The organism is Pseudomonas sp. FFPRI_1 (genome assembly GCF_055384485.1).
Genome location: NZ_AP029168.1, coordinates 4,170,532 through 4,188,735, shown reverse-complemented (window position 1 = coordinate 4,188,735; position 18,204 = coordinate 4,170,532). Strand labels below are relative to the sequence as shown.

The window sequence follows — 18,204 nt, the reverse complement described above, 5'->3', positions numbered from 1 at the left end:
CACGGCCTCCGGTCCTTCATGCCGCGGCCGCCGATTGCCGGCCTCGGGCCCGTGCAGGATGCCCCTACAGCCAGTAGCTCACCGCGTACCAGCCCAGCAGCCCCATCACCACGGTGTAGGGCAGGGCCATCCACACCATCCGACCGTAGGACAGGCGTACCAGCGGCGCAATCGCCGAGGTCAGCAGGAACAGGAACGCCGCCTGGCCGTTGGGCGTGGCCACGCTGGGCAGGTTGGTGCCGGTGTTGATGGCGATGGCCAGGGTCTCGAAGTGCTCACGGCTCATCTGCCCGGTGACAAAGGCCTGCTTGACCTCGGTGATGTAGATGGTGGCGACGAACACGTTGTCACTGATGGCCGACAGCAACCCGTTGGCAATGAAAAGCATGCCCGGTTGCTGGTCCGCCGGCAGCGCCAGCACCCACTGGATCAGCGGGGTGAACAGTTGCTGCTGGTGAATCACCGCGACCACGGCGAAGAACACCACCAGCAGTGCGGTGAAGGGCATGGCGTCCTTGAACGCATTGCCCAGGCGGTGCTCATCGGTGATCCCGGTGAAGGCGGTGATCAGCACGATCACCAGCAGGCCGATCAACCCGACTTCCGCCACGTGCAGGGCCAGGCCGACGATCAGGATCAACGCCGCCAGGCCCTGGACCAGCAGTGCCGCCCGTTGGCGCGAGGTGCGCTGGGCGTCGTCTTCAGCGGCATAGTTGGCCAGCACCCCGCGCACGTTGTCCGGCAGCAAGGTGCCATAGCCGAACCAGCGCAGCTTCTCCAGCAGCACGCAGGTCACCAGGCCGGCCGCCAGCACGGGCAGGGAAACCGGTGCCACCTTGCTGAAGAATTCGGCGAAGTGCCAGCCCATCTCATGGCCGATCAACAGGTTCTGCGGCTCGCCCACCAGGGTGCACACCCCTCCCAGGGCGGTGCCTACGGCGCCGTGCATCAGCAGGCTGCGCAGGAAGGCACGAAACTGCTCGAGGTCATCGTGGTGCAGGGTGGCCAGTTGCTGGTCATCGCCGTAGGCGCTGTCCTGGCGCGGGTCATTGTCGGACGCCACCCGGTGATACACCGAATAGAAGCCCACGGCAGCGCTGATGATCACCGCAGTGACGGTCAAGGCATCGAGGAACGCCGAGAGAAAGGCCGAAAGAAAGCAGAACAGCAGCCCCAGCAGCGCCTTGGAGCGCACCCCGAGCAACAGCCGGGAAAACAGGAACAGCAGCAACTCCTTCATGAAATAAATGCCGGCGACCATGAACATCAGCAGCAGGATCACCGGGAAGTTGTGCACCAGCTCCTCATACAGTGCCTCGGGGGTGGCCATGCCCAGCAGCATGGCCTGCACCAGCAGCAGGCCGCCGGGCATCAGCGGGTAGCACTTGAGGGCCATGGCCAGGGTGAAGATGAACTCGATCACCAGGCACCAGCCGGCCGCCGCCGGGCTGACGGTATAGAACAGCAGGGGATTGAGCAGCAGGAAGGCAAGGATGCTTGCCTTGTACCAGCGCGGGGACTGGCCGAGAAAGTTGTGCGCGAACGCCTGGGCCATTGAGCCGGACATGGGCGGTTCCTTGTGGTGAGAAGCGCGCAACTTGCCGCAAGCCGGGTGCAGAATCAAGAAATGATGAAATCTTTTGCCACAATTATCTGCTGGTTCCCCTAGGAGCCGGCAGCCAGCTCCCAGGGAAGGTGTGGGGGGGCAAAGGGCTCAGTCGTCGCGTTTGACCACCAGGGTCAGGATGTCGTAGCTGGCTACCAATTCGCCCAACTGGTTGGTGACTTCCACATCCCAGGCCACCACGCCCTGAGGAAGGCCCTGGGGACTGGTTTTACCCTGGTCAATCTTGCGCTTGCAGGTCAACCGGGCCTGGATGGTGTCGCCAATGCCCACCGGGTTGATGAAGCGCAGGGTGTCCAGGCCGTAGTTGGCCAGCACTGGGCCCGGCGCTGGCGAGACGAACAGCCCGGCTGCTGCCGAGAGCACGAAGTAGCCATGGGCGATGCGCTTGCCGAATTGCGATTCCTTGGCCGCGATGTCATCGAAGTGCATATAGAAGTGGTCACCGGACAGGCAGCCGAAGTTCACCAAGTCGGCTTCGCTGACTGTGCGCCGATGGGTCAGCAGCGATTCGCCGATCTGCAAGTCCTGGAAGTAACGACGGAACGGATGAACCTCGGTCTCGATCACTTTGGCGCCGCGCACGTATTCCCCAGTGACAGCCGCCAGCATGCTCGGCGAACCCTGGACCGCGGCCCGTTGCAGGTAGTGTTTCACCGCGCGCAGGCCGCCCAGCTCTTCGCCACCACCGGCCCGGCCCGGGCCACCGTGTTTCAGTTGTGGCAGGGGCGAGCCGTGGCCGGTGGATTCGGCGGCAGACTCGCGGTCCAGCACCAGCAGGCGCCCGTGCCAGGCCGCTGCGACAGGGATCGCCCGGGCCGCGATGCGTGGGTCCTTGGTGACCAGGCTGGCCACCAGGCTGCCTTTGCCGCGCGCGGCCAGGACCAGCGCTTCATCCAGATCGTCGTAGGTCATCAGGGTGCTGACCGGGCCGAACGCCTCGATGTCGTGAGCACCGCCTTCTGCATGGGGATCTCGGGCACGCAGCAGGGTCGGGGCGAAAAACGCGCCCTGGTTGACGTTTTCGCCACGCGGCGCAAAGCCGTCCTTGGCGCCAAACAGTAGGTCGCTGCTGCGCAGCAGGCTCTCCAGGCGCTCGGTGAGGTCACGTTGCTGGTCGTGGGAAGCCAGTGGGCCCATGCGCACCCCTTCCACCGATGGGTCGCCGACCACCACCTTGGCCAGGCGTGCGCGCAGGCGTTCGGCCACGGCATCGATGTGCTTGGCCGGAACGATGGCGCGGCGGATCGCGGTGCATTTCTGGCCGGCCTTGACCGTCATTTCCCGAGCGACTTCCTTGATGAACAGTTCGAACTCCTCATCGTCCGGGCTCACGTCCGGGGCGAGGATGGCGCAGTTCAGCGAGTCGGCCTCGGCGTTGAACGGCACGGAATGGCGAATCAGGTTGGGGTTGACCCGCAGCTTGGCGGCGGTATCGGCCGAACCGGTGAAGGTCACCACATCCTGGCCTTGCAGCCGGTCCAGCAGGTCGCCGGTGCCACCGATCACCAGTTGCAGGGCGCCGGCAGGCAGCAGGCCCGACTCATCCATCAGGCGTACCACGGCTTGCGTCAGGTAGCTGGTGGAGCTGGCGGGCTTGACGATGCACGGCATACCGGCGAGGAAACTGGGAGCGAACTTTTCCAACATGCCCCAGATCGGGAAGTTGAAGGCGTTGATGTGCACCGCCAGGCCACCCCGGGGCACCAGGATATGGCTACCGGCGAAGCTTCCCAGCTTACTCAGTGACAGCGCCGGGCCTTCGTGGACGATGTTGCCCGAGGGCAGTTCCCGGGAACCCAGGCCGGAGTAGGTGAACAGGGTGCTGTTGCCGCCCTCGATATCGATCCAGCTGTCGGCCCGGGTCGCGCCGCTGTGGTGGGACAGGGCGTACAGCTGTTCCTTGCGCTCGCTGAGATACAGGGCCAGGGCCTTGAGCCGTTGCGCCCGTTGCTGGAAGTCCAGCGCCATCAGCGCCGCGACACCCTGGCGCCGAGCGTGCTCGACAGCTTCGGCAAAGTCCGGGCGTTCTTCGTGGGTGCGCGCCAGTTCGTGGCCGTCAATCGCGCTGCGCAGGACCTGGGCAGCGTGTTGGCCAATCCAGCGACCGGCGATGAAGCTTTGCAGCGTAGGGGCGTGAGTCATCACGATTGCTCCGGAAGAAAAAACGGCCGGCGCCCGTTTGGCGCCGGTTGGGGTTTACCAAAGGGCCAGGGTGTAACCGACGATCAGGCGGTTCTCATCCAGGGCGGTGGTCAGGCCGTTGCCCGAGCGAAAGGTCACGTTGCGCCAGCGCAGGCTGACGTCCTTGAGCACTCCGCTCTGGATCACGTAGGTGATGTCGGTGTCACGTTCCCACTCGCGGCCGTTGTCCACGGCGCCGGCCTTGGCGTGACGGCCGTCGGTGTAGCGGGTCATGAAGCTCAGGCCAGGCACGCCGAGGGCGGCGAAGTTGTAGTCGTAGCGCAGTTGCCAGGAGTCCTCGTCAGCCCGGGTGTAGGTGTTGTAGGTCACCAGGTTGACCACGTACGGGTCGCCGCCGTTAAGGAACGGAAAGGCACTGTCGCCGGACAGTTGCTGCCAGGTGGCGCTGACTTTATGGGCGCCATGGGCCAGGGTGAACATGCTGTTGAAGTTGCGGTTGTCGATGCGCCCGGCGCGCTTGATGCCGTCGCCGCGACTGTCGAAGTAACGCAGGTCGCTGCGCAGGCTGAAGCCGTTGCCCAGGGGCTGGGTGTGCAGCAGGCCGACAAATTGCTGGCGATAGATCTGGTCCAGCTTGGCGTAGTAGTAGCTCAGGCTCAGTTGCGGGTTGAAGGCGTAGCTGCCGCCGGCGAAGTCGAAGTGATCGCTGGTGGCGGCGCCGTAGCCGATGTCATCGTTGCTCGATGAGTCACGCAGGTTGGTCTTGGTCAGGCGCCCGGCATTCAGGGTCAGGTCACGAATGTCCTGGCTGGTCAGCAGGCCGCCCTGGAAGGTCGAGCCCAACAGGCGAGTATCGTTGTAGGTGACCACCGGCAGCAAAGGTTGCAGGGTGCCGATTTTCAGCACGCTGTCGGCCACGCGGACCTTGCCGGTCAGGCCCAGCTCGCTGAACTGGTCCGCCGGTTCATGGCTGTCGCGCCCATATGGCAGCAGCCCAGTGCCACGGCGGTCGGGGCTGGAATCAAGCTTGAGCCCCAGTTCGCCGAGGGCATCCAGGCCGAAACCGAAGGCGCCTTCGGTGAATCCGGAGGTGATGCGCGCGGTAAAGCCCTGGGCCCATTCCTCGGCCTTGGACTGCGCCGCGTTGTGTTGGCGGAAGTCGCGGTTGATATAGTGATTGCGCATTTCCAGGCGCGCGCTGCTGTCACTGACAAAGTCGGCCAGGGCCGGTGGGGCGAACAGCGGCAGACTGGCGGCCGTCAGCAGGTACAGCGGATTTTTGCGCGCATTGAGGTAAACGGGGTGCATTATTTTTATTCCCTGTTATCAAGCCAATGTCAGTGTTTGCTGGCGCTGGAAGCGCCGATCCCGGTCATGGAGCGGATGAACTGCGCCAGGTAGCGCCCGCGTTCCAGATCCGCCCGAGCCGAACGGTCGGTGACCGAGAACAGCCAGGCACAGGCAAATGCCAGGCTCATGGAGAACAGGGCCGGGTTGGAGTAAGGGAACAGTGCGTGTTCGTGGTGCAGGACGTTGACCCACACCGCGGGGCTCAGCACCAGCAGGACAATCGCCGAGACCAGCCCGGCCATGCTGCCGCTGACGGCACCACGGGTGGTCAGGCCTTTCCAGAACATCGACAGGAACAGCACCGGGAAGTTGACCGAAGCGGCAATCGCCAGTACCAGCCCGGAAAGGAAGGCAATGTTCTGCGACTCGAACAGCAGGCCGAGGATGATCGCCAGCACACCAATGCACAGAGTGGCGATCCGCGAGACGCGGATTTCCTGTTTTTCCGTGGCCTGGCCTTTGCGAATCACACAGGCATACAGGTCGTGGGACACCGCCGACGCGCCGGACAAGGCCAGTCCGGCCACTACCGCGAGGATGGTGGCGAAGGCCACCGCCGAGATGAAACCGAGAAACAGGTTGCCGCCCACCGCCTGTGCCAGGTGCACGGCGATCATGTTGGCGCCGCCGACGATTGCCCCGCTGGCGTCGCGGTACTCGGGCTCGGTGCCGACCATGACGATGGCGCCAAAGCCGACCACGATCAGCAGCAGGTAGAAGTAGCCAATGAAGCCGGTGGCGTAGAACACGCTCTTGCGCGCTTCCTTGGCGTCGTTGACGGTGAAGAAGCGCATCAGGATATGCGGCAGGCCGGCAGTGCCGAACATCATCCCCAGCCCCAGGGAAATGGCGTCGATGGGGTTCGACAGCAAGCCGCCGGGGGCCATGATCGCGGTGCCCTTGGCGTGTACCGCGGTGGCCCCGGCGAACATTGCCTCGACGCTGAAGCCAAAGTGCCTGAGCACCATGAAGGCCATGAAGCTGGTGCCGAACAGCAGCATCACCGCCTTGATGATCTGCACCCAGGTGGTGGCCAGCATGCCGCCGAAGGTCACGTAGAACACCATCAGCACCCCCACCAGCATCACCGCATAGAGGTAGCTGATGCCGAACAGCAGTTCGATCAGCTTGCCGGCGCCGACCATCTGCGCCACCAGGTACATCAGGGCCACGGTCAGGGTGCCGAAGGCCGATGTCAGGCGCACCGGGGTTTGCTCCAGGCGGTAGGAAACCACGTCGGCAAAGGTGTACTTGCCCAGGTTGCGCAGGCGTTCGGCGATCAGGAAGAGGATGATCGGCCAGCCGGCCAGTACCCCCAGGGCATACAGCAGGCCGTCGTAGCCGTTGAGGAACATCATCGCCGAGATGCCGAGGAAGGACGCCGCGGAGATCATGTCGCCAGCAATCGCCAGGCCGTTCTGCAAGCCGCTCATGCCGCCGCCAGCGGTATAGAAATCACTGGCCGAGCGGGTGCGCAGGGCGGCCCAGCGGGTGACCCCGAGGGTGAACAGGACGAACACCAGGAACATGCCGATGGCGTTCCAGTTCAGGGGCCGGGCAGCGCCTTCTGCCGCCAGTGCAAGGTCGCAAAGCAGCAGGCCGGGCAGCAGGAATGACAGCGACAATGGCTTCATTGGGCGCACTCCTGCTTGAGCTTTTCATTCAGTGGGTCAATCACATGGTTGGCGCGGTAGACATAGAAGCCGGTCAGAGCGAAGGCCAGCAGCACGATCGCCACACCCACCAGCATGCCGACCGTGGTCACCCCGCCGCTGAGGGACTGGCCCAGGGTGCTCGGGGAAAACGCCACCAGCAGCACGAAACCGTAATAGATCAGCAGCATGGCCAGGGTCAGGGACCAATAGAGCTTCTGTTTGCGTCGCACCAGCTGGATAAAGTCCGGGTGCAGGCGAATCCGTTCTATTTCTTGCGGGGTCATTGGGCACGCTCTCTTGCTGTTGTTATTGTTCGGGCGTTGCAACTCGCGAGCGCCAGCACGCCTGCGCTCGCGGTGTTCTAGAGCTGGTCGAAGTCCAGGACCACCTTGTCGCTGATCGGGAACGACTGGCAGGACAGCACGTAGCCGGCCGCTACTTCGTAGTCCTCCAGGGCGTGATTGCTGTCCATCTCCACTTCACCTTCGATGACCTTGCACTTGCAGGTGGAGCAGACCCCGGCCTTGCACGAGTACGGCAGTTCGGCACCCTGGGCGTTGCCGGCCTCGAGGATGCTCTGGGTGTTGCGCGGCAAGTCGAAGGCCAGGGCGCGGCCGTCGCTGATCACGGTGATCTGGCTGGTGGCAGCATCGATCTGTCGTGCAGCTTCCCGGGCCTCGCGCTTGTACTCGCTGCCAGCGGCGGCAAACAGTTCGAAGTGGATGCGCGCGGCGGGCATGCCCTTGGCCTTGAGGCTGTCGCGCACGGTTTCGGTCATGGGCTGCGGGCCGCAGATAAAGGCCGCGTCCAGGCTCTTGACGTCGAGCCAGCGGGAAAACAGCTGCTGGCATTTGTCGGCATTGATCCGGCCGTTGTAGAGGTCGATGTCTTGCTGTTCGCGGCTGAACAGGAAAATCAGGTTGAGGCGTTGCAGGTAACGATTCTTCAGGTCTTCCAGCTGTTCGCGAAACAGCGCGCTGGAGCTGGAGCGGTTGCCGTAGAGCAGGGTCAGGCGGCTGTGGGGTTCGGTTTCCAGAGTGGTCTTGATGATCGACAGGATCGGCGTGATGCCGCTGCCAGCGGCCACGGCCAGGTAGTGGCCGTGGCGGGCCGGGTCGAGCTCGACGTGAAACTGCCCTGCAGGTGGCATCACCTCCAGCTGCTGGCCGGCCTTGAGTCGCTCATTGGCGAAGGCCGAGAAACGCCCGCCGGCCACGCGCTTGATTGCAACGCGCAGTTCGCCATCGTTGACCCCGGTGCAGATCGAGTAGGAGCGGCGCACTTCCTCGCCGTCCAGCTGGGTGCGCATCACCAGGTGCTGGCCCTGGGTGAAGTGGAAGCGCTGTTGCAGGTGCGGCGGGATCTCGAAGGCGATGGACACGGCGTCACGGGTTTCGCTGCGCACATCCTTGATGGTCAGGCTGTGGAATTTACTCATGCTGATTCTCCCTCTGACACGGCCGCTGGCCGTTCAGATGCACTTGAAATAGTCGAACGGTTCCAGGCAGTCGCGGCAGCGGTACAAGGCCTTGCAGGCAGTGGAGCCGAACTCGCTGAGGCGCTCGGTGTGCTCGCTGCCGCACTGGGGGCAGGCCACCTGCGGGCGTTGTCCGAGGAGGCTGCGCTTGCTGGTGCTGGACTCCGGCGGGGCGATGCCATAGGCCCGCAGGCGCTCGCGGCCTGCGGCGGTGATCCAGTCGCTGCTCCAGGCCGGGGTCAGCTTGCGTTGCAGGTGCGGGGCGCGAAATCCGGCGAGCTCCAGGGCTGCGCGGATGTCGCTTTCGATCACCTCGGTGGCCGGGCAGCCGGAGTAGGTCGGGGTCACCACCACGTGCAAGTGGCCTGCGCGCCAGTCCAGGTCGCGGACGATGCCCAGGTCGACCACGCTGACCACCGGCACTTCCGGGTCCATGACCTGGTTCAGGGTCGCCCAGGCCGCCTGCAGGTCGCCAGCCTGTAGCGCGCGGGCGCCCTGGTCGCTGGCAATCAGTTCACCAGGTCGCATCGGGGTAGGCTCGCGGCAGGGACTGCATGTGCGCCAGCAGGATGCCCAGGTGTTCGCTGTGCAGGCCGCGGCGGGCGTCAAGGTAGAAGTAACTGGCGGCAGCGGGCACCGGCAGGGTGGCGTTGGCGAAGGTCTCGGCCACCTGGGCTTGCCAGGCCGCGGCCACGGCGGCGGGGTCGGGTATCAGGCGCGCCTGGTGCAGGCGGTTCTCGCCGTCATCGGGGCTGCTCAGCTCCACGGTGAAACGCCAGAGCAGGGGGATGGCGTCGAGCATCCGCTGGTGGCTTTCCTCGGTGCCGTCGCCCAGGCGCTCGACCCATTCGGCGGAGCGGCGCAGGTGATAGGTGGCTTCCTTGACGGCTTTGGCGGCGATCCCGGCGATGCGCTCGTCCCGGCTCTGGCTCAGGCCCTTGAGCACCTGCAGGTGCCAGGCGTCGTACAGGAACTGCTTGAGCATGGTCACGGCAAAGTCGCCGTTGGGCTGCTCCACCAGCAACAGGTTGCGGTAGGCACGTTCGTCGCGGTGGAACGCCAGGCGGTCGGCATCGCGGCCGTCGTCCAGCAGTTCAGCGGCGTAGTCCAGCCAGTTGCGGGCCTGGCCCACCAGGTCGAGGCCGACGTTCATCAGCGCCAGCTCTTCTTCCAGGGCCGGCGCGCGGCCACACCATTGGCACAGGCGCTGGCCCTGGATCAAGGCGCTGTCGCCCAGGCGCAGCAGGTAAGGGATCAGATCGGATTGAACGGTCATGGCAGGCCTCACATGTGTCCGACTTCAGGCGGCAGCTGGTAGAAGCTGGCGTGGCGGTAGACCTTGTCGTCGGCGGGGTCGAACAGGGGTTCCTTGTCGTCCGGCGAGGAGGCGACGATCAGCGCCGACGGCACCACCCACAGGCTCACGCCTTCGCTGCGGCGGGTGTAGAGGTCGCGGGCGTTGTCCAGGGCCATGGTGCTGTCGGCGGCATGTACGCTGCCGACGTGCTTGTGGTTGAGGCCGTGCTTGCTGCGCACGAAGACTTCGAAAAGGGTCCATTCAGACATCAGGGTGGCTCCACATCAGGCGCTGGATCGAGGTTGGGCGAATCAAGCGGCGTTTTTATTGGTTTTCTTGCGAGCGTGGGCAACCGCGGCCGCGCGCACCCAGGCACCGTCCTCGATGGCCTGGCGCCGGGTGGCGAGGCGCTCCTGGTTGCACGGGCCATTGCCCTTGAGCACTTCGTAGAATTCCTCCCAGCGGATCTCGCCGAAGTCGTAGTGGCCGCGCTCGGCGTTCCACGCAAGGTCTGGGTCCGGGCAGGTGCAGCCCAGCAGTTCGAGCTGCGGGATGGTCTGGTCGATGAAGCGCTGGCGCAGTTCGTCGTTGCTCTGGCGCTTGATCTTCCAGGCCATGGACTGGGCGCTGTTGGGCGAGTGTTCGTCGCTGGGGCCGAACATCATCAGGGCTGGCCACCAGAGGCGGTTGATGGCGTCCTGGACCATGTCCTTCTGCGCCTGGTTGCCCTCGCGCATCATGGTCAGGAGGATTTCGTAGCCCTGGCGCTGGTGGAAGCTCTCTTCCTTGCAGATGCGCACCATGGCCCGGGAGTAGGGGCCGTAGGAGGTGCGCTGCAGCACCACCTGGTTGACGATCGCGGCGCCGTCCACCAGCCAGCCCACGGCGCCCATGTCGGCCCAGTTCAGGGTCGGGTAGTTGAAGATGCTCGAATACTTGGCTTGGCCGCTGTGCAGCTTGGCGACTTCCTCGTCGCGGTCGGCGCCGAGGGTTTCCATGGCGCTGTACAGGTACAGGCCGTGGCCGGCTTCATCCTGGATCTTGGCCATCAGTTGCAGCTTGCGCTTGAGGGTCGGGGCCCGGGTCACCCAGTTGCCTTCGGGCAGCATGCCGACGATTTCCGAATGGGCGTGCTGGGAGATCTGCCGGATCAGGGTCTGCCGGTAGGCCTCGGGCATCCAGTTCTTGGCCTCGATCTTGATCTCCCGATCGATCTTTTCCTGGAAGGCGCGTTCTTGCTCGGACATCTGCTCCAGCGACTTGACGTGCTTGACCCCCGTTTCTACCAGCTGTGCGTACATGCAGTGTCTCCCGGGTTGAAGGTGTGGGTGGGCATGGAGATGTTTATATGTGATACACAAATAAATATCAAACATAAAAAATGGTGTCGTATTGTTTTTTCGTATCAGATTCCCGGCAACCCGGTGCACCAGGCAAAAAAAAGCCCCGTTTGCACGGGGCACAACGCTACGTCTGAAAGCTAGCGACGGTTATCGATAACCCGGCACGCCTTGCCTTCCGAGCGCTTGATACTGAAGAGCGGTTGCAAAACGATACGTGAGCTGATGCCGATATGGGTCTTTATGTGGCGACTCAGATCGCCGCAGAGGGTGCGCTGCTGTTCGTCGCTCAACTGCTGGTGCTCGCTCTTGAGCTCGACGTGGATGTCGACGCTGTCGAGGTTGCCGTGGCGATACAGGTGGATTTCGTAGCAGGGCGCCAGTTGCGCAATCTTCAGGACCTGTTCCTCGACCTGGGTGGGGAACACATTGACCCCGCGGATGATCAGCATGTCGTCGCTGCGTCCGGTGATCTTGTCGATGCGGCGCATGGGCCGTGCCGTACCCGGAAGCAGGCGGGTCAGGTCGCGGGTGCGGTAGCGGATCATCGGCAGGGCTTCCTTGGTCAGGGAGGTGAGCACCAGCTCGCCCATTTCCCCATCCGGCAGCACCCGGCCACTCTGCGGGTCGATGATCTCGGGGTAGAAGTGATCTTCCCAGAGGGTTGGGCCGTCGCGGGTTTCTGCGCACTCCATGGCCACCCCGGGGCCGATGATCTCCGACAGGCCGTAGATGTCCAGGGCGCTGATGCCCAGGCGCTGCTCGATGGCGCTGCGCAACTCGTCGGTCCAGGGTTCGGCGCCGAAGATCCCCAGGCGCAGGGCCAGCTGGTGAGGGTCGAGGCCCTGGCGCTCGATCTCGTCGGCGATGTTGAGCATGTAGGACGGCGTGACCATGATGATGTCCGGCTGAAAATCCTTGATCAGCTGCACCTGCTTCTCGGTCTGGCCACCGGACATGGGGATCACCGTGCAGCCCAGGCGCTCGGCACCGTAGTGCGCGCCCAGGCCGCCGGTGAACAGGCCGTAGCCGTAGGAAATGTGCACCTTGTCCCCGGGCCGGCCCCCGGCCGCGCGAATCGACCGGGCCACCACCTGGGCCCAGGTGTCGATGTCGTTGCGGGTATAGCCGACCACCGTGGGCTTGCCGGTGGTGCCGCTGGAGGCGTGCAGGCGCGCCACCTCCTGCATCGGCACCGCGAACATGCCGTAGGGGTAGTGGTCACGCAGGTCGGACTTGGTGGTGAAGGGCAGCTGGGCCAGGTCCTCCAGGCGCTTGATGTCCTGGGGGTGGACGCCCTGGGCGTCGAAGCGCTGGCGATACAGCGGGACCTTGTCGTAGGCGTGGTTCAGGCTCCAGCGCAGGCGCTCCAGTTGATGCTGGCGCAGGTGATCGATGCTGGCGGTTTCCATCGGGTCCAGCAGTGTTTCGGGCACGGTTCTGGCAATCGGCATGTTCATGGCTTCACTCGAATTGTTGTTGTCTTGCAACCCACCGGCGGGTGGGTTCTGAGTGCAGGCTGTGGGACGTCCTGGGGACGCCTCGGGCAAATTCACTGGGCTGGCTTACAACCTCTCGATGATCAGGGCAATGCCCTGGCCGACGCCGATGCACATGGTGCACAGCGCGTAGCGGCCCTGGCGCTGTTCAAGCTCGTGCAGGGCGGTGGTCACCAGCCGTGCACCACTCATGCCCAGTGGATGGCCAAGGGCAATTGCGCCGCCATTGGGATTGACCCGGGGGTCGTCGTCCGCCAGGCCCAGTTCGCGCAGCACTGCCAGGCCCTGGGCGGCAAAGGCTTCGTTGAGTTCGATGACGTCCATGTCATCCAGGCTCAGGCCGGCCAGTTCCAACACTTTGCGCGTGGCTGGCAGCGGGCCGATGCCCATGATTCGTGGCTCGACCCCGGCCGTGGCCATGGCCACCACCCGGCCCCGGGCTCGCAGGTCGTGGCGCCGGGCCAGGGACGGGCTGGCCAGGAGCAGGGCGCAGGCCCCATCGTTGAGCCCCGAGGCGTTGCCGGCGGTGACGCTGCCGTTGCTGCGAAAGGGCGTGGGCAGCTTCTGCAACTGCTCCAGGCTGGTGCTCGCGCGGGGGTGTTCGTCGCTGCTCACGACCAGGGGCGGGCCCTTGCGCTGCGGGATGCTGACCGGGACTATCTCCTGGGCCAGGCGCCCGCTGGCCTGGGCCGCGGCCGCCCGTTGCTGGCTGCGCAGGGCGAAGGCGTCCTGGTCGGCGCGGCCGATGTTGAACTGTTCGGCGACGTTCTCTGCGGTCTGCGCCATTGAGTCGACGCCGTACTGCTGCTGCATCAAGGGGTTGATGAAGCGCCAGCCCAGGGTGGTGTCGTACAGCTCGGCCTGGCGGGAAAAGGCGCTCTCGGCCTTGGCCATCACCAGCGGTGCCCGGGACATGGATTCCACGCCGCCCACCAGCAGCAAGCCGGCCTCGCCACAGCGTATGGTTCGGGCGCCGCTGCCAATGGCATCGAGCCCGGAGCCGCACAGGCGATTGAGGGTACTGGCGGGCACGCTGGCCGGCAGCCCGGCGAGCAGCGCCGACATGCGCGCGACGTTGCGGTTGTCTTCACCGGCCTGGTTGGCACAGCCGTAGATCACGTCGTCGACCTGGTTCCAGTCGATCTGTGGATGGCGACGCATCAGTTCGCGCAGGGGAATCGCCCCCAGGTCGTCGGTACGGATGGAGCTCAGGGCCCCGGCATAGCGGCCGATGGGAGTACGGACGGCGTCGATGATCAATGCATCATTCATGGGGAGTCTCCGGTGTCAGCACCTGGCCGCGCACTTTGTAGGATTTGCCTTGGAACAGGGCAATCAGCTGTCCCTGCTGGTTTTCGATGCGCACCGAATAGTGGCCGGTGCGGCCCCGCCGGCTTTGTTCATGGCAGTCGGCGGTCAGGGTGTCGCCCAGGTGCGCCGGGGCGATGTATTCGATGTTGCAGCCCATGGCCACGCAAGCCTGGTCGTAGCTGTTGCAGGCCACGGCGAATGCCGAATCGGCGAGGCTGAAGATGAAACCACCGTGGCAGGTGCCGTGGCCCTGGAGCATCTCGGGCCTGACGCTCATGCCCAGGCGCGCCATGCCGGGGGCCACCGAGAGCAGGCGCATGCCCAATTCGTTGCTGGCCCGATCCCGCTGGAACAGGCTTTGCGCGCAGCGCCGGGCTTGCTCCATCTGTTCTTGTTCAGTCATGCCATCCTCTCCCTTCGGCGACCCGGCGGCGGAGCAGCAGGGACGGTCGGTAGCGTTCCTCGCCATAGGCGGCCTGCAGGTTTTCCAGCACCTTGAGCAATTGCCCAAGGCCCAGTTGCTCGGCCCAGGCCAGTGGTCCCTGGGGGTAGTTGACCCCGCAGCGCATGGCCAGATCGATGTCCGCCGCCGATGCGACGCCCTGCAGCACGGCATCGGCGGCCTCGTTGGCAAGCATGGCCACGGTGCGCAGGACCACCAGGGCCGGGGTGTCGCTGAGCCGGCTGGGCTGCAGTCCGGCCCGTTGCAGCAGGGCGACCGCCTGGTCCAGGGCCTGGGGCTGGATGTCGTGGCTGCAACTGATGGCCAGGCGCGTGGCCTGCCGGTAGTCGGCTGCCAGGTCCAGCAGCACCAGGTTGCCCAGGTCATCGGCGCGGGCGCGCTGGCTCGCCAGGCGCCCGTCACTGGGCGCCAGGACCGCATCCCCAACCCGCAGCAAGCCGCGCCCGTCGCGCCGGATCACCCGCACGCCCTGGGACTCCAGGCGCTGCACCAGGGGCTCGGCCCAGGCCAGGTTGCCTTCCACCACGCAATGCCCGACCTCGACCTGGCTGTGCAAGGCACGGGCGGCGGGGCGTTGCGCGCCATCGGCATAGGCGTAGAAACCCTGGCCGCTCTTGCGGCCCAGATGGCCGGCGTCCAGCAGTTCCTTCTGCACCAGGGACGGCTGGAAGCGCCGGTCGCCGTAACAGGCGTCGAACACCGAGCAGGTCACGGCGTAGTTGATGTCATGGCCGATCAGGTCGGTGAGTTCGAAGGCCCCCATGGCAAAGCCGCCAGCGTCACGCAGCAAGGCATCCAGGGTGGCGCAATCCGCCGCGCCTTCCTGCAGCAGGCGCAGGCTTTCCCCATAGAACGGGCGGGCCACACGGTTGACGATGAACCCCGGGGTGGAACGGGCCTGCACCGGTTGCTTGCCCCAGGCGACCATTGTCTGGTGCAGGCAGTGGGCCAGCGCGGGATCGCTGGCCAGGCCCAGCACCACCTCCACCAGGGCCATTACCGGCGCCGGATTGAAGAAGTGCAGGCCGAGCATCCGCCGTGGCTGCTGCAGTCCGGCGGCGATGGCGGTGATCGACAGCGACGAGGTGTTGCTGGCGAAGATGCAGTCGGCCCGGCACAGGGCTTCCAGTTCGGCGAACAGTCCCTGCTTGGCTGGCAGCTGTTCAGCGATGGCCTCGATGACCAGGTCGCTGTCCGCCAGGTCCTCGAGGCGGTCGACCGGATGCAGCCGGGACAGAGTGGCTTGGCGTGAGCCCTCATCGAGCTTGCCGTGGTTCACCCGCAGGCCCAGGCGGCGGTCGATGTCGTCCCGGGCCCGGGCGGCGGCCCCGGGGCGGTTGTCGTGCAGCCATACCGGGTGCCCGGCCTGGGCCGCGACCTGGGCGATCCCGGCACCCATGGCCCCGGCGCCGACCACGGCAATGCGTGCGCTGGTGTTCAGTGCGGCCATGTTCAGCGCCCCTTGAACACGGGGCTGCGCTTTGCCATGAAGGCGCTGACGCCTTCGCGGTAGTCCTCGCTGCGTCCGGCCAGGCGTTGCAGGTCGCGCTCCAGATCCAGTTGCTGGTCAAAGCTGTTGTGCAGGCTGGCGTTCAGGCTGCGCTTGATCAGGGCCAGGCCGTAGGTCGGTTGGCTGGCCAGGTGACGGGCCAGGGTCAGGGCCTGGTCGCGCAATTGGTCGTCGTCCACGCATTGGTAGATCAGCCCCCACTGCTCGGCCTGCTCGGCGCTCAGGCGGTTGCCCAGCAGGGCCAGGGCTTTGGCCCGCGCCATGCCCACCAGCCGTGGCAGCAGCCAGGTACCGCCCGAATCGGGGATCAGCCCGAGCTTGCAGAAGGCCTGGATAAAGCTTGCCGAACGGGCCGCCAGCACCAGGTCGCAGACCAGGGGCAGGTTGGCGCCGGCCCCGGCGGCCACGCCGTTGACCGCGCAGATCACCGGCAACGGCAGATCGCGCAGCGCACGCACCAACGGGTTGTAGAACTGTTCGATGGACTCCCCGAGGTCCGGTGCGCTCTCGCCGGACGCGACCTGGCGATCCCCCAGGTCCTGGCCGGCGCAGAAGGCGCGGCCTTCACCGGTCAGCAGCAGGACACGAACCTCGGGGTTGTCGCGCACCTGCGCGAGGGCCGCCTGGACCTCGCCATGCATCTGCGGGTTGAAGCTGTTGAGCTGTTCGGGGCGATTGAGGCTGAGGAGGGCAACGCCCTCACTGATGGAAAACACGATGGTTGCAAATTTCATGGTCGGGACGCTCTGTGCTGGCTCGTGGGTAATCGGCGGCGCTGGGCGCCGTCTCAGCGACCGGTGAACTCGGCCGGACGTTTTTCCGAAAAAGCGGCAATGCCTTCCTGGCGGTCCCGGGTGCCGGCCAGGACGGTGAAGGCGTGGCGTTCGAAGGCCAGGCCGCTGGCCAGGTCGGTGTCCATGGCCTTGAGCAGCGCCTCCTTGGCCAGGCGGACGGCCAGCGGGGCCTTGCTGGCGATCAGCCGGGCCAGTTCGACGGCGCGCTCGACCACTTGATCGGCCTCGACCACCTCGCTCACCAGACCCGCCCGCAAGGCGTGCTGGGCATCGATGGCGACGCCGGTGAGCACCATCTGCATCGCCAGGGACTTGCCCAGGGTGCGCGGCAAACGCTGGGTGCCTCCGGCGCCGGGGATGATCCCGAGGTTGATTTCCGGCTGGCCGAAGCGTGCATCGCTGCCGGCGATGATGATGTCAGCGTGCATCGCCAGTTCGCAGCCGCCGCCGAGGGCGTAGCCATTGACCGCGGCCAGCAACGGCTTGCTGAACCCGCGGATCTGCTGCCAGCTGGCCTGGCGCGGATCGTTGAGGATGCCCACCAGGTCAAGCTCGGCCATCTCCTTGAGGTCGGCGCCGGCGGCGAAGGCCTGGCGATGGCCGGTCAGAACCACGGCCCGGGTATGGGGATCCTGTTGCGCCTCGCCCAGGGCAGCAGCCAGTTCGGCGAGCAGGGCCGTGGTCAGGGCATTGTGGGCTTGCGGGCGCTGCAGGGTGATCAGGCGGACACCCCCGGTCAGGGGTTCGACAGCAAGGTATTGAGGCATGGTGGATGTCCTCGGGGTGGCGCGGCCGTTAGCCGGCTCGATTATTGGATCGGCTGGTGAGCCGGTTTTCGCCGAGTATATCGCCAATGCGATACACAAAAACAATAGCTAATGATATTTAATGTGTCCTAATCGATCGTCGGTGCTACAAGGCTGGTGCTGGGCATGCCCCGAGGCCAACCAACAGGTTCAGCGGCCAAAAGCTCGTGGCACAGCCAGCTTGCGGGCTGCTCGGGTGTTGCAGACGGGCCGCCCGGGATTTATCGCCCGGCTTGTACTTGCAGAAAATTCTGATACAAAATGTTCGGCATTGGCGAGCAGATTGCCCAGTTCCCATGCCTTGCCTTCAAGGAAACCCTTATGACCTGCTACAGCCTCGACGGCCTGACCCCGGTGGTCGATCCTAGCGCCTACGTACATCCTTCGGCGGTACTGATTGGCGATGTGATAGTCGGCGCCCATTGTTATGTCGGCCCCCTGGCGAGCCTGCGGGGGGATTTCGGGCGGATCATCCTCGAGGAGGGGGCGAACCTGCAGGACACCTGCGTGATGCATGGCTTTCCCGACAGCGACACGGTGGTCGAGCGCAACGGCCATATCGGGCATGGCGCGGTACTGCATGGCTGCCGGATCGGCGCCGACGCCCTGGTGGGCATGAACGCAGTGGTGATGGATAACGCGCATATTGCCGCCCGCTCCTTCGTTTCCGCGGCTGCCTTTGTCAAGGCCGGCTTCCACTGTGCGCCGCAATCGCTGGTCATGGGCACGCCGGCCCGGGTCAGCCGTGCGCTGAGCGACGAGGAAGTGGCCTGGAAGCAGGCCGGTACCCGCGAGTACCAGCATCTGACCCGGCGCTGCCTGGAGCAGATGCAAGCCTGCGAGCCCTTGTCGCAGGTGGAGGCCGACCGGCCGCGAATTGCCGGGCACAGCCTGCATCACCGGACACGGCAATGAGTCCGCCAAGCCGCAGCA

General features: G+C 65.4%; 17 protein-coding genes. 1 reads left to right on the top strand and 16 read right to left on the bottom strand.

Features of this window, described 5'->3' with window-relative positions:
* Positions 1–64: 64 nt before the first annotated feature.
* The 16 genes from nhaB to paaF all read right to left on the bottom strand — a co-directional run bounded on the left by nhaB (position 65) and on the right by paaF (position 17,232).
* Positions 65–1,567, bottom strand: a complete 1,503-nt coding sequence (gene nhaB / locus ACZ5BO_RS18570; protein ID WP_464696038.1) for a sodium/proton antiporter NhaB — start codon at positions 1,565–1,567, stop codon at positions 65–67.
* A 147-nt stretch (positions 1,568–1,714) separates the two neighbouring features.
* Entirely contained in the window at positions 1,715–3,769 is a 2,055-nt protein-coding gene (paaZ, locus tag ACZ5BO_RS18565) for a phenylacetic acid degradation bifunctional protein PaaZ (RefSeq protein ID WP_464696037.1), read from the bottom strand.
* 54 nt (positions 3,770–3,823) lie between these two features.
* On the bottom strand, positions 3,824–5,077 hold the full coding sequence (locus tag ACZ5BO_RS18560; RefSeq protein ID WP_464696036.1) for an OprD family porin: 1,254 nt from the start codon (positions 5,075–5,077) through the stop codon (positions 3,824–3,826).
* Between the two features lie 29 nt (positions 5,078–5,106).
* Positions 5,107–6,753 carry a cation acetate symporter gene (locus tag ACZ5BO_RS18555; RefSeq protein ID WP_464696035.1) on the bottom strand — a complete coding sequence of 549 codons (1,647 nt, stop codon included), beginning with the start codon at positions 6,751–6,753 and terminating at the stop codon, positions 5,107–5,109.
* Positions 6,750–7,058, bottom strand: a complete 309-nt coding sequence (locus ACZ5BO_RS18550; protein WP_025127432.1) for a DUF485 domain-containing protein — start codon at positions 7,056–7,058, stop codon at positions 6,750–6,752. The genes ACZ5BO_RS18555 and ACZ5BO_RS18550 overlap by 4 nt, the downstream gene beginning before the upstream one ends.
* A 77-nt stretch (positions 7,059–7,135) precedes the next feature.
* Entirely contained in the window at positions 7,136–8,212 is a 1,077-nt protein-coding gene (gene paaE, locus ACZ5BO_RS18545) for a 1,2-phenylacetyl-CoA epoxidase subunit PaaE (RefSeq protein WP_025127431.1), read from the bottom strand.
* Between the two features lie 33 nt (positions 8,213–8,245).
* Positions 8,246–8,779 (bottom strand): 1,2-phenylacetyl-CoA epoxidase subunit PaaD, encoded by a 534-nt coding sequence (gene paaD / locus ACZ5BO_RS18540; RefSeq protein ID WP_464696034.1) that lies wholly within the window; start codon positions 8,777–8,779, stop codon positions 8,246–8,248.
* Positions 8,766–9,527 (bottom strand): 1,2-phenylacetyl-CoA epoxidase subunit PaaC, encoded by a 762-nt coding sequence (gene paaC, locus ACZ5BO_RS18535; protein WP_464696033.1) that lies wholly within the window; start codon positions 9,525–9,527, stop codon positions 8,766–8,768. Before paaC ends, paaD begins: the two co-directional genes overlap by 14 nt.
* Before the next feature lie 8 nt (positions 9,528–9,535).
* Positions 9,536–9,817: a 1,2-phenylacetyl-CoA epoxidase subunit PaaB gene (gene paaB / locus ACZ5BO_RS18530; protein WP_025127428.1), complete on the bottom strand. Its 282-nt coding sequence runs from the start codon at positions 9,815–9,817 to the stop codon at positions 9,536–9,538.
* Between the two features lie 42 nt (positions 9,818–9,859).
* Positions 9,860–10,849, bottom strand: a complete 990-nt coding sequence (gene paaA, locus ACZ5BO_RS18525) for a 1,2-phenylacetyl-CoA epoxidase subunit PaaA (protein WP_464696032.1) — start codon at positions 10,847–10,849, stop codon at positions 9,860–9,862.
* 179 nt (positions 10,850–11,028) lie between these two features.
* The gene (paaK, locus tag ACZ5BO_RS18520; RefSeq protein ID WP_464696031.1) at positions 11,029–12,348 is read right to left on the bottom strand and encodes a phenylacetate--CoA ligase PaaK; all 1,320 of its coding nucleotides are present in this window, start codon (positions 12,346–12,348) and stop codon (positions 11,029–11,031) included.
* A gap of 105 nt (positions 12,349–12,453) precedes the next feature.
* Entirely contained in the window at positions 12,454–13,659 is a 1,206-nt protein-coding gene (pcaF, locus tag ACZ5BO_RS18515; protein WP_464696030.1) for a 3-oxoadipyl-CoA thiolase, read from the bottom strand.
* Positions 13,652–14,101 carry a hydroxyphenylacetyl-CoA thioesterase PaaI gene (gene paaI / locus ACZ5BO_RS18510; RefSeq protein WP_025127424.1) on the bottom strand — a complete coding sequence of 150 codons (450 nt, stop codon included), beginning with the start codon at positions 14,099–14,101 and terminating at the stop codon, positions 13,652–13,654. Before paaI ends, pcaF begins: the two co-directional genes overlap by 8 nt.
* Positions 14,094–15,611 carry a 3-hydroxyacyl-CoA dehydrogenase PaaH gene (gene paaH, locus ACZ5BO_RS18505; RefSeq protein ID WP_464696029.1) on the bottom strand — a complete coding sequence of 506 codons (1,518 nt, stop codon included), beginning with the start codon at positions 15,609–15,611 and terminating at the stop codon, positions 14,094–14,096. Before paaH ends, paaI begins: the two co-directional genes overlap by 8 nt.
* Positions 15,612–15,613: 2 nt before the next feature.
* Positions 15,614–16,405: a 2-(1,2-epoxy-1,2-dihydrophenyl)acetyl-CoA isomerase PaaG gene (gene paaG / locus ACZ5BO_RS18500; protein WP_025127422.1), complete on the bottom strand. Its 792-nt coding sequence runs from the start codon at positions 16,403–16,405 to the stop codon at positions 15,614–15,616.
* Positions 16,406–16,458: 53 nt separating this feature from the next.
* Positions 16,459–17,232 carry a 2,3-dehydroadipyl-CoA hydratase PaaF gene (gene paaF / locus ACZ5BO_RS18495; RefSeq protein WP_025127421.1) on the bottom strand — a complete coding sequence of 258 codons (774 nt, stop codon included), beginning with the start codon at positions 17,230–17,232 and terminating at the stop codon, positions 16,459–16,461.
* 360 nt (positions 17,233–17,592) lie between these two features.
* Here paaF and paaY point away from each other — a divergent pair, with 360 nt between their 5' ends.
* Positions 17,593–18,186, top strand: a complete 594-nt coding sequence (gene paaY, locus ACZ5BO_RS18490; RefSeq protein WP_025127420.1) for a phenylacetic acid degradation protein PaaY — start codon at positions 17,593–17,595, stop codon at positions 18,184–18,186.
* Positions 18,187–18,204 lie beyond the last annotated feature (18 nt).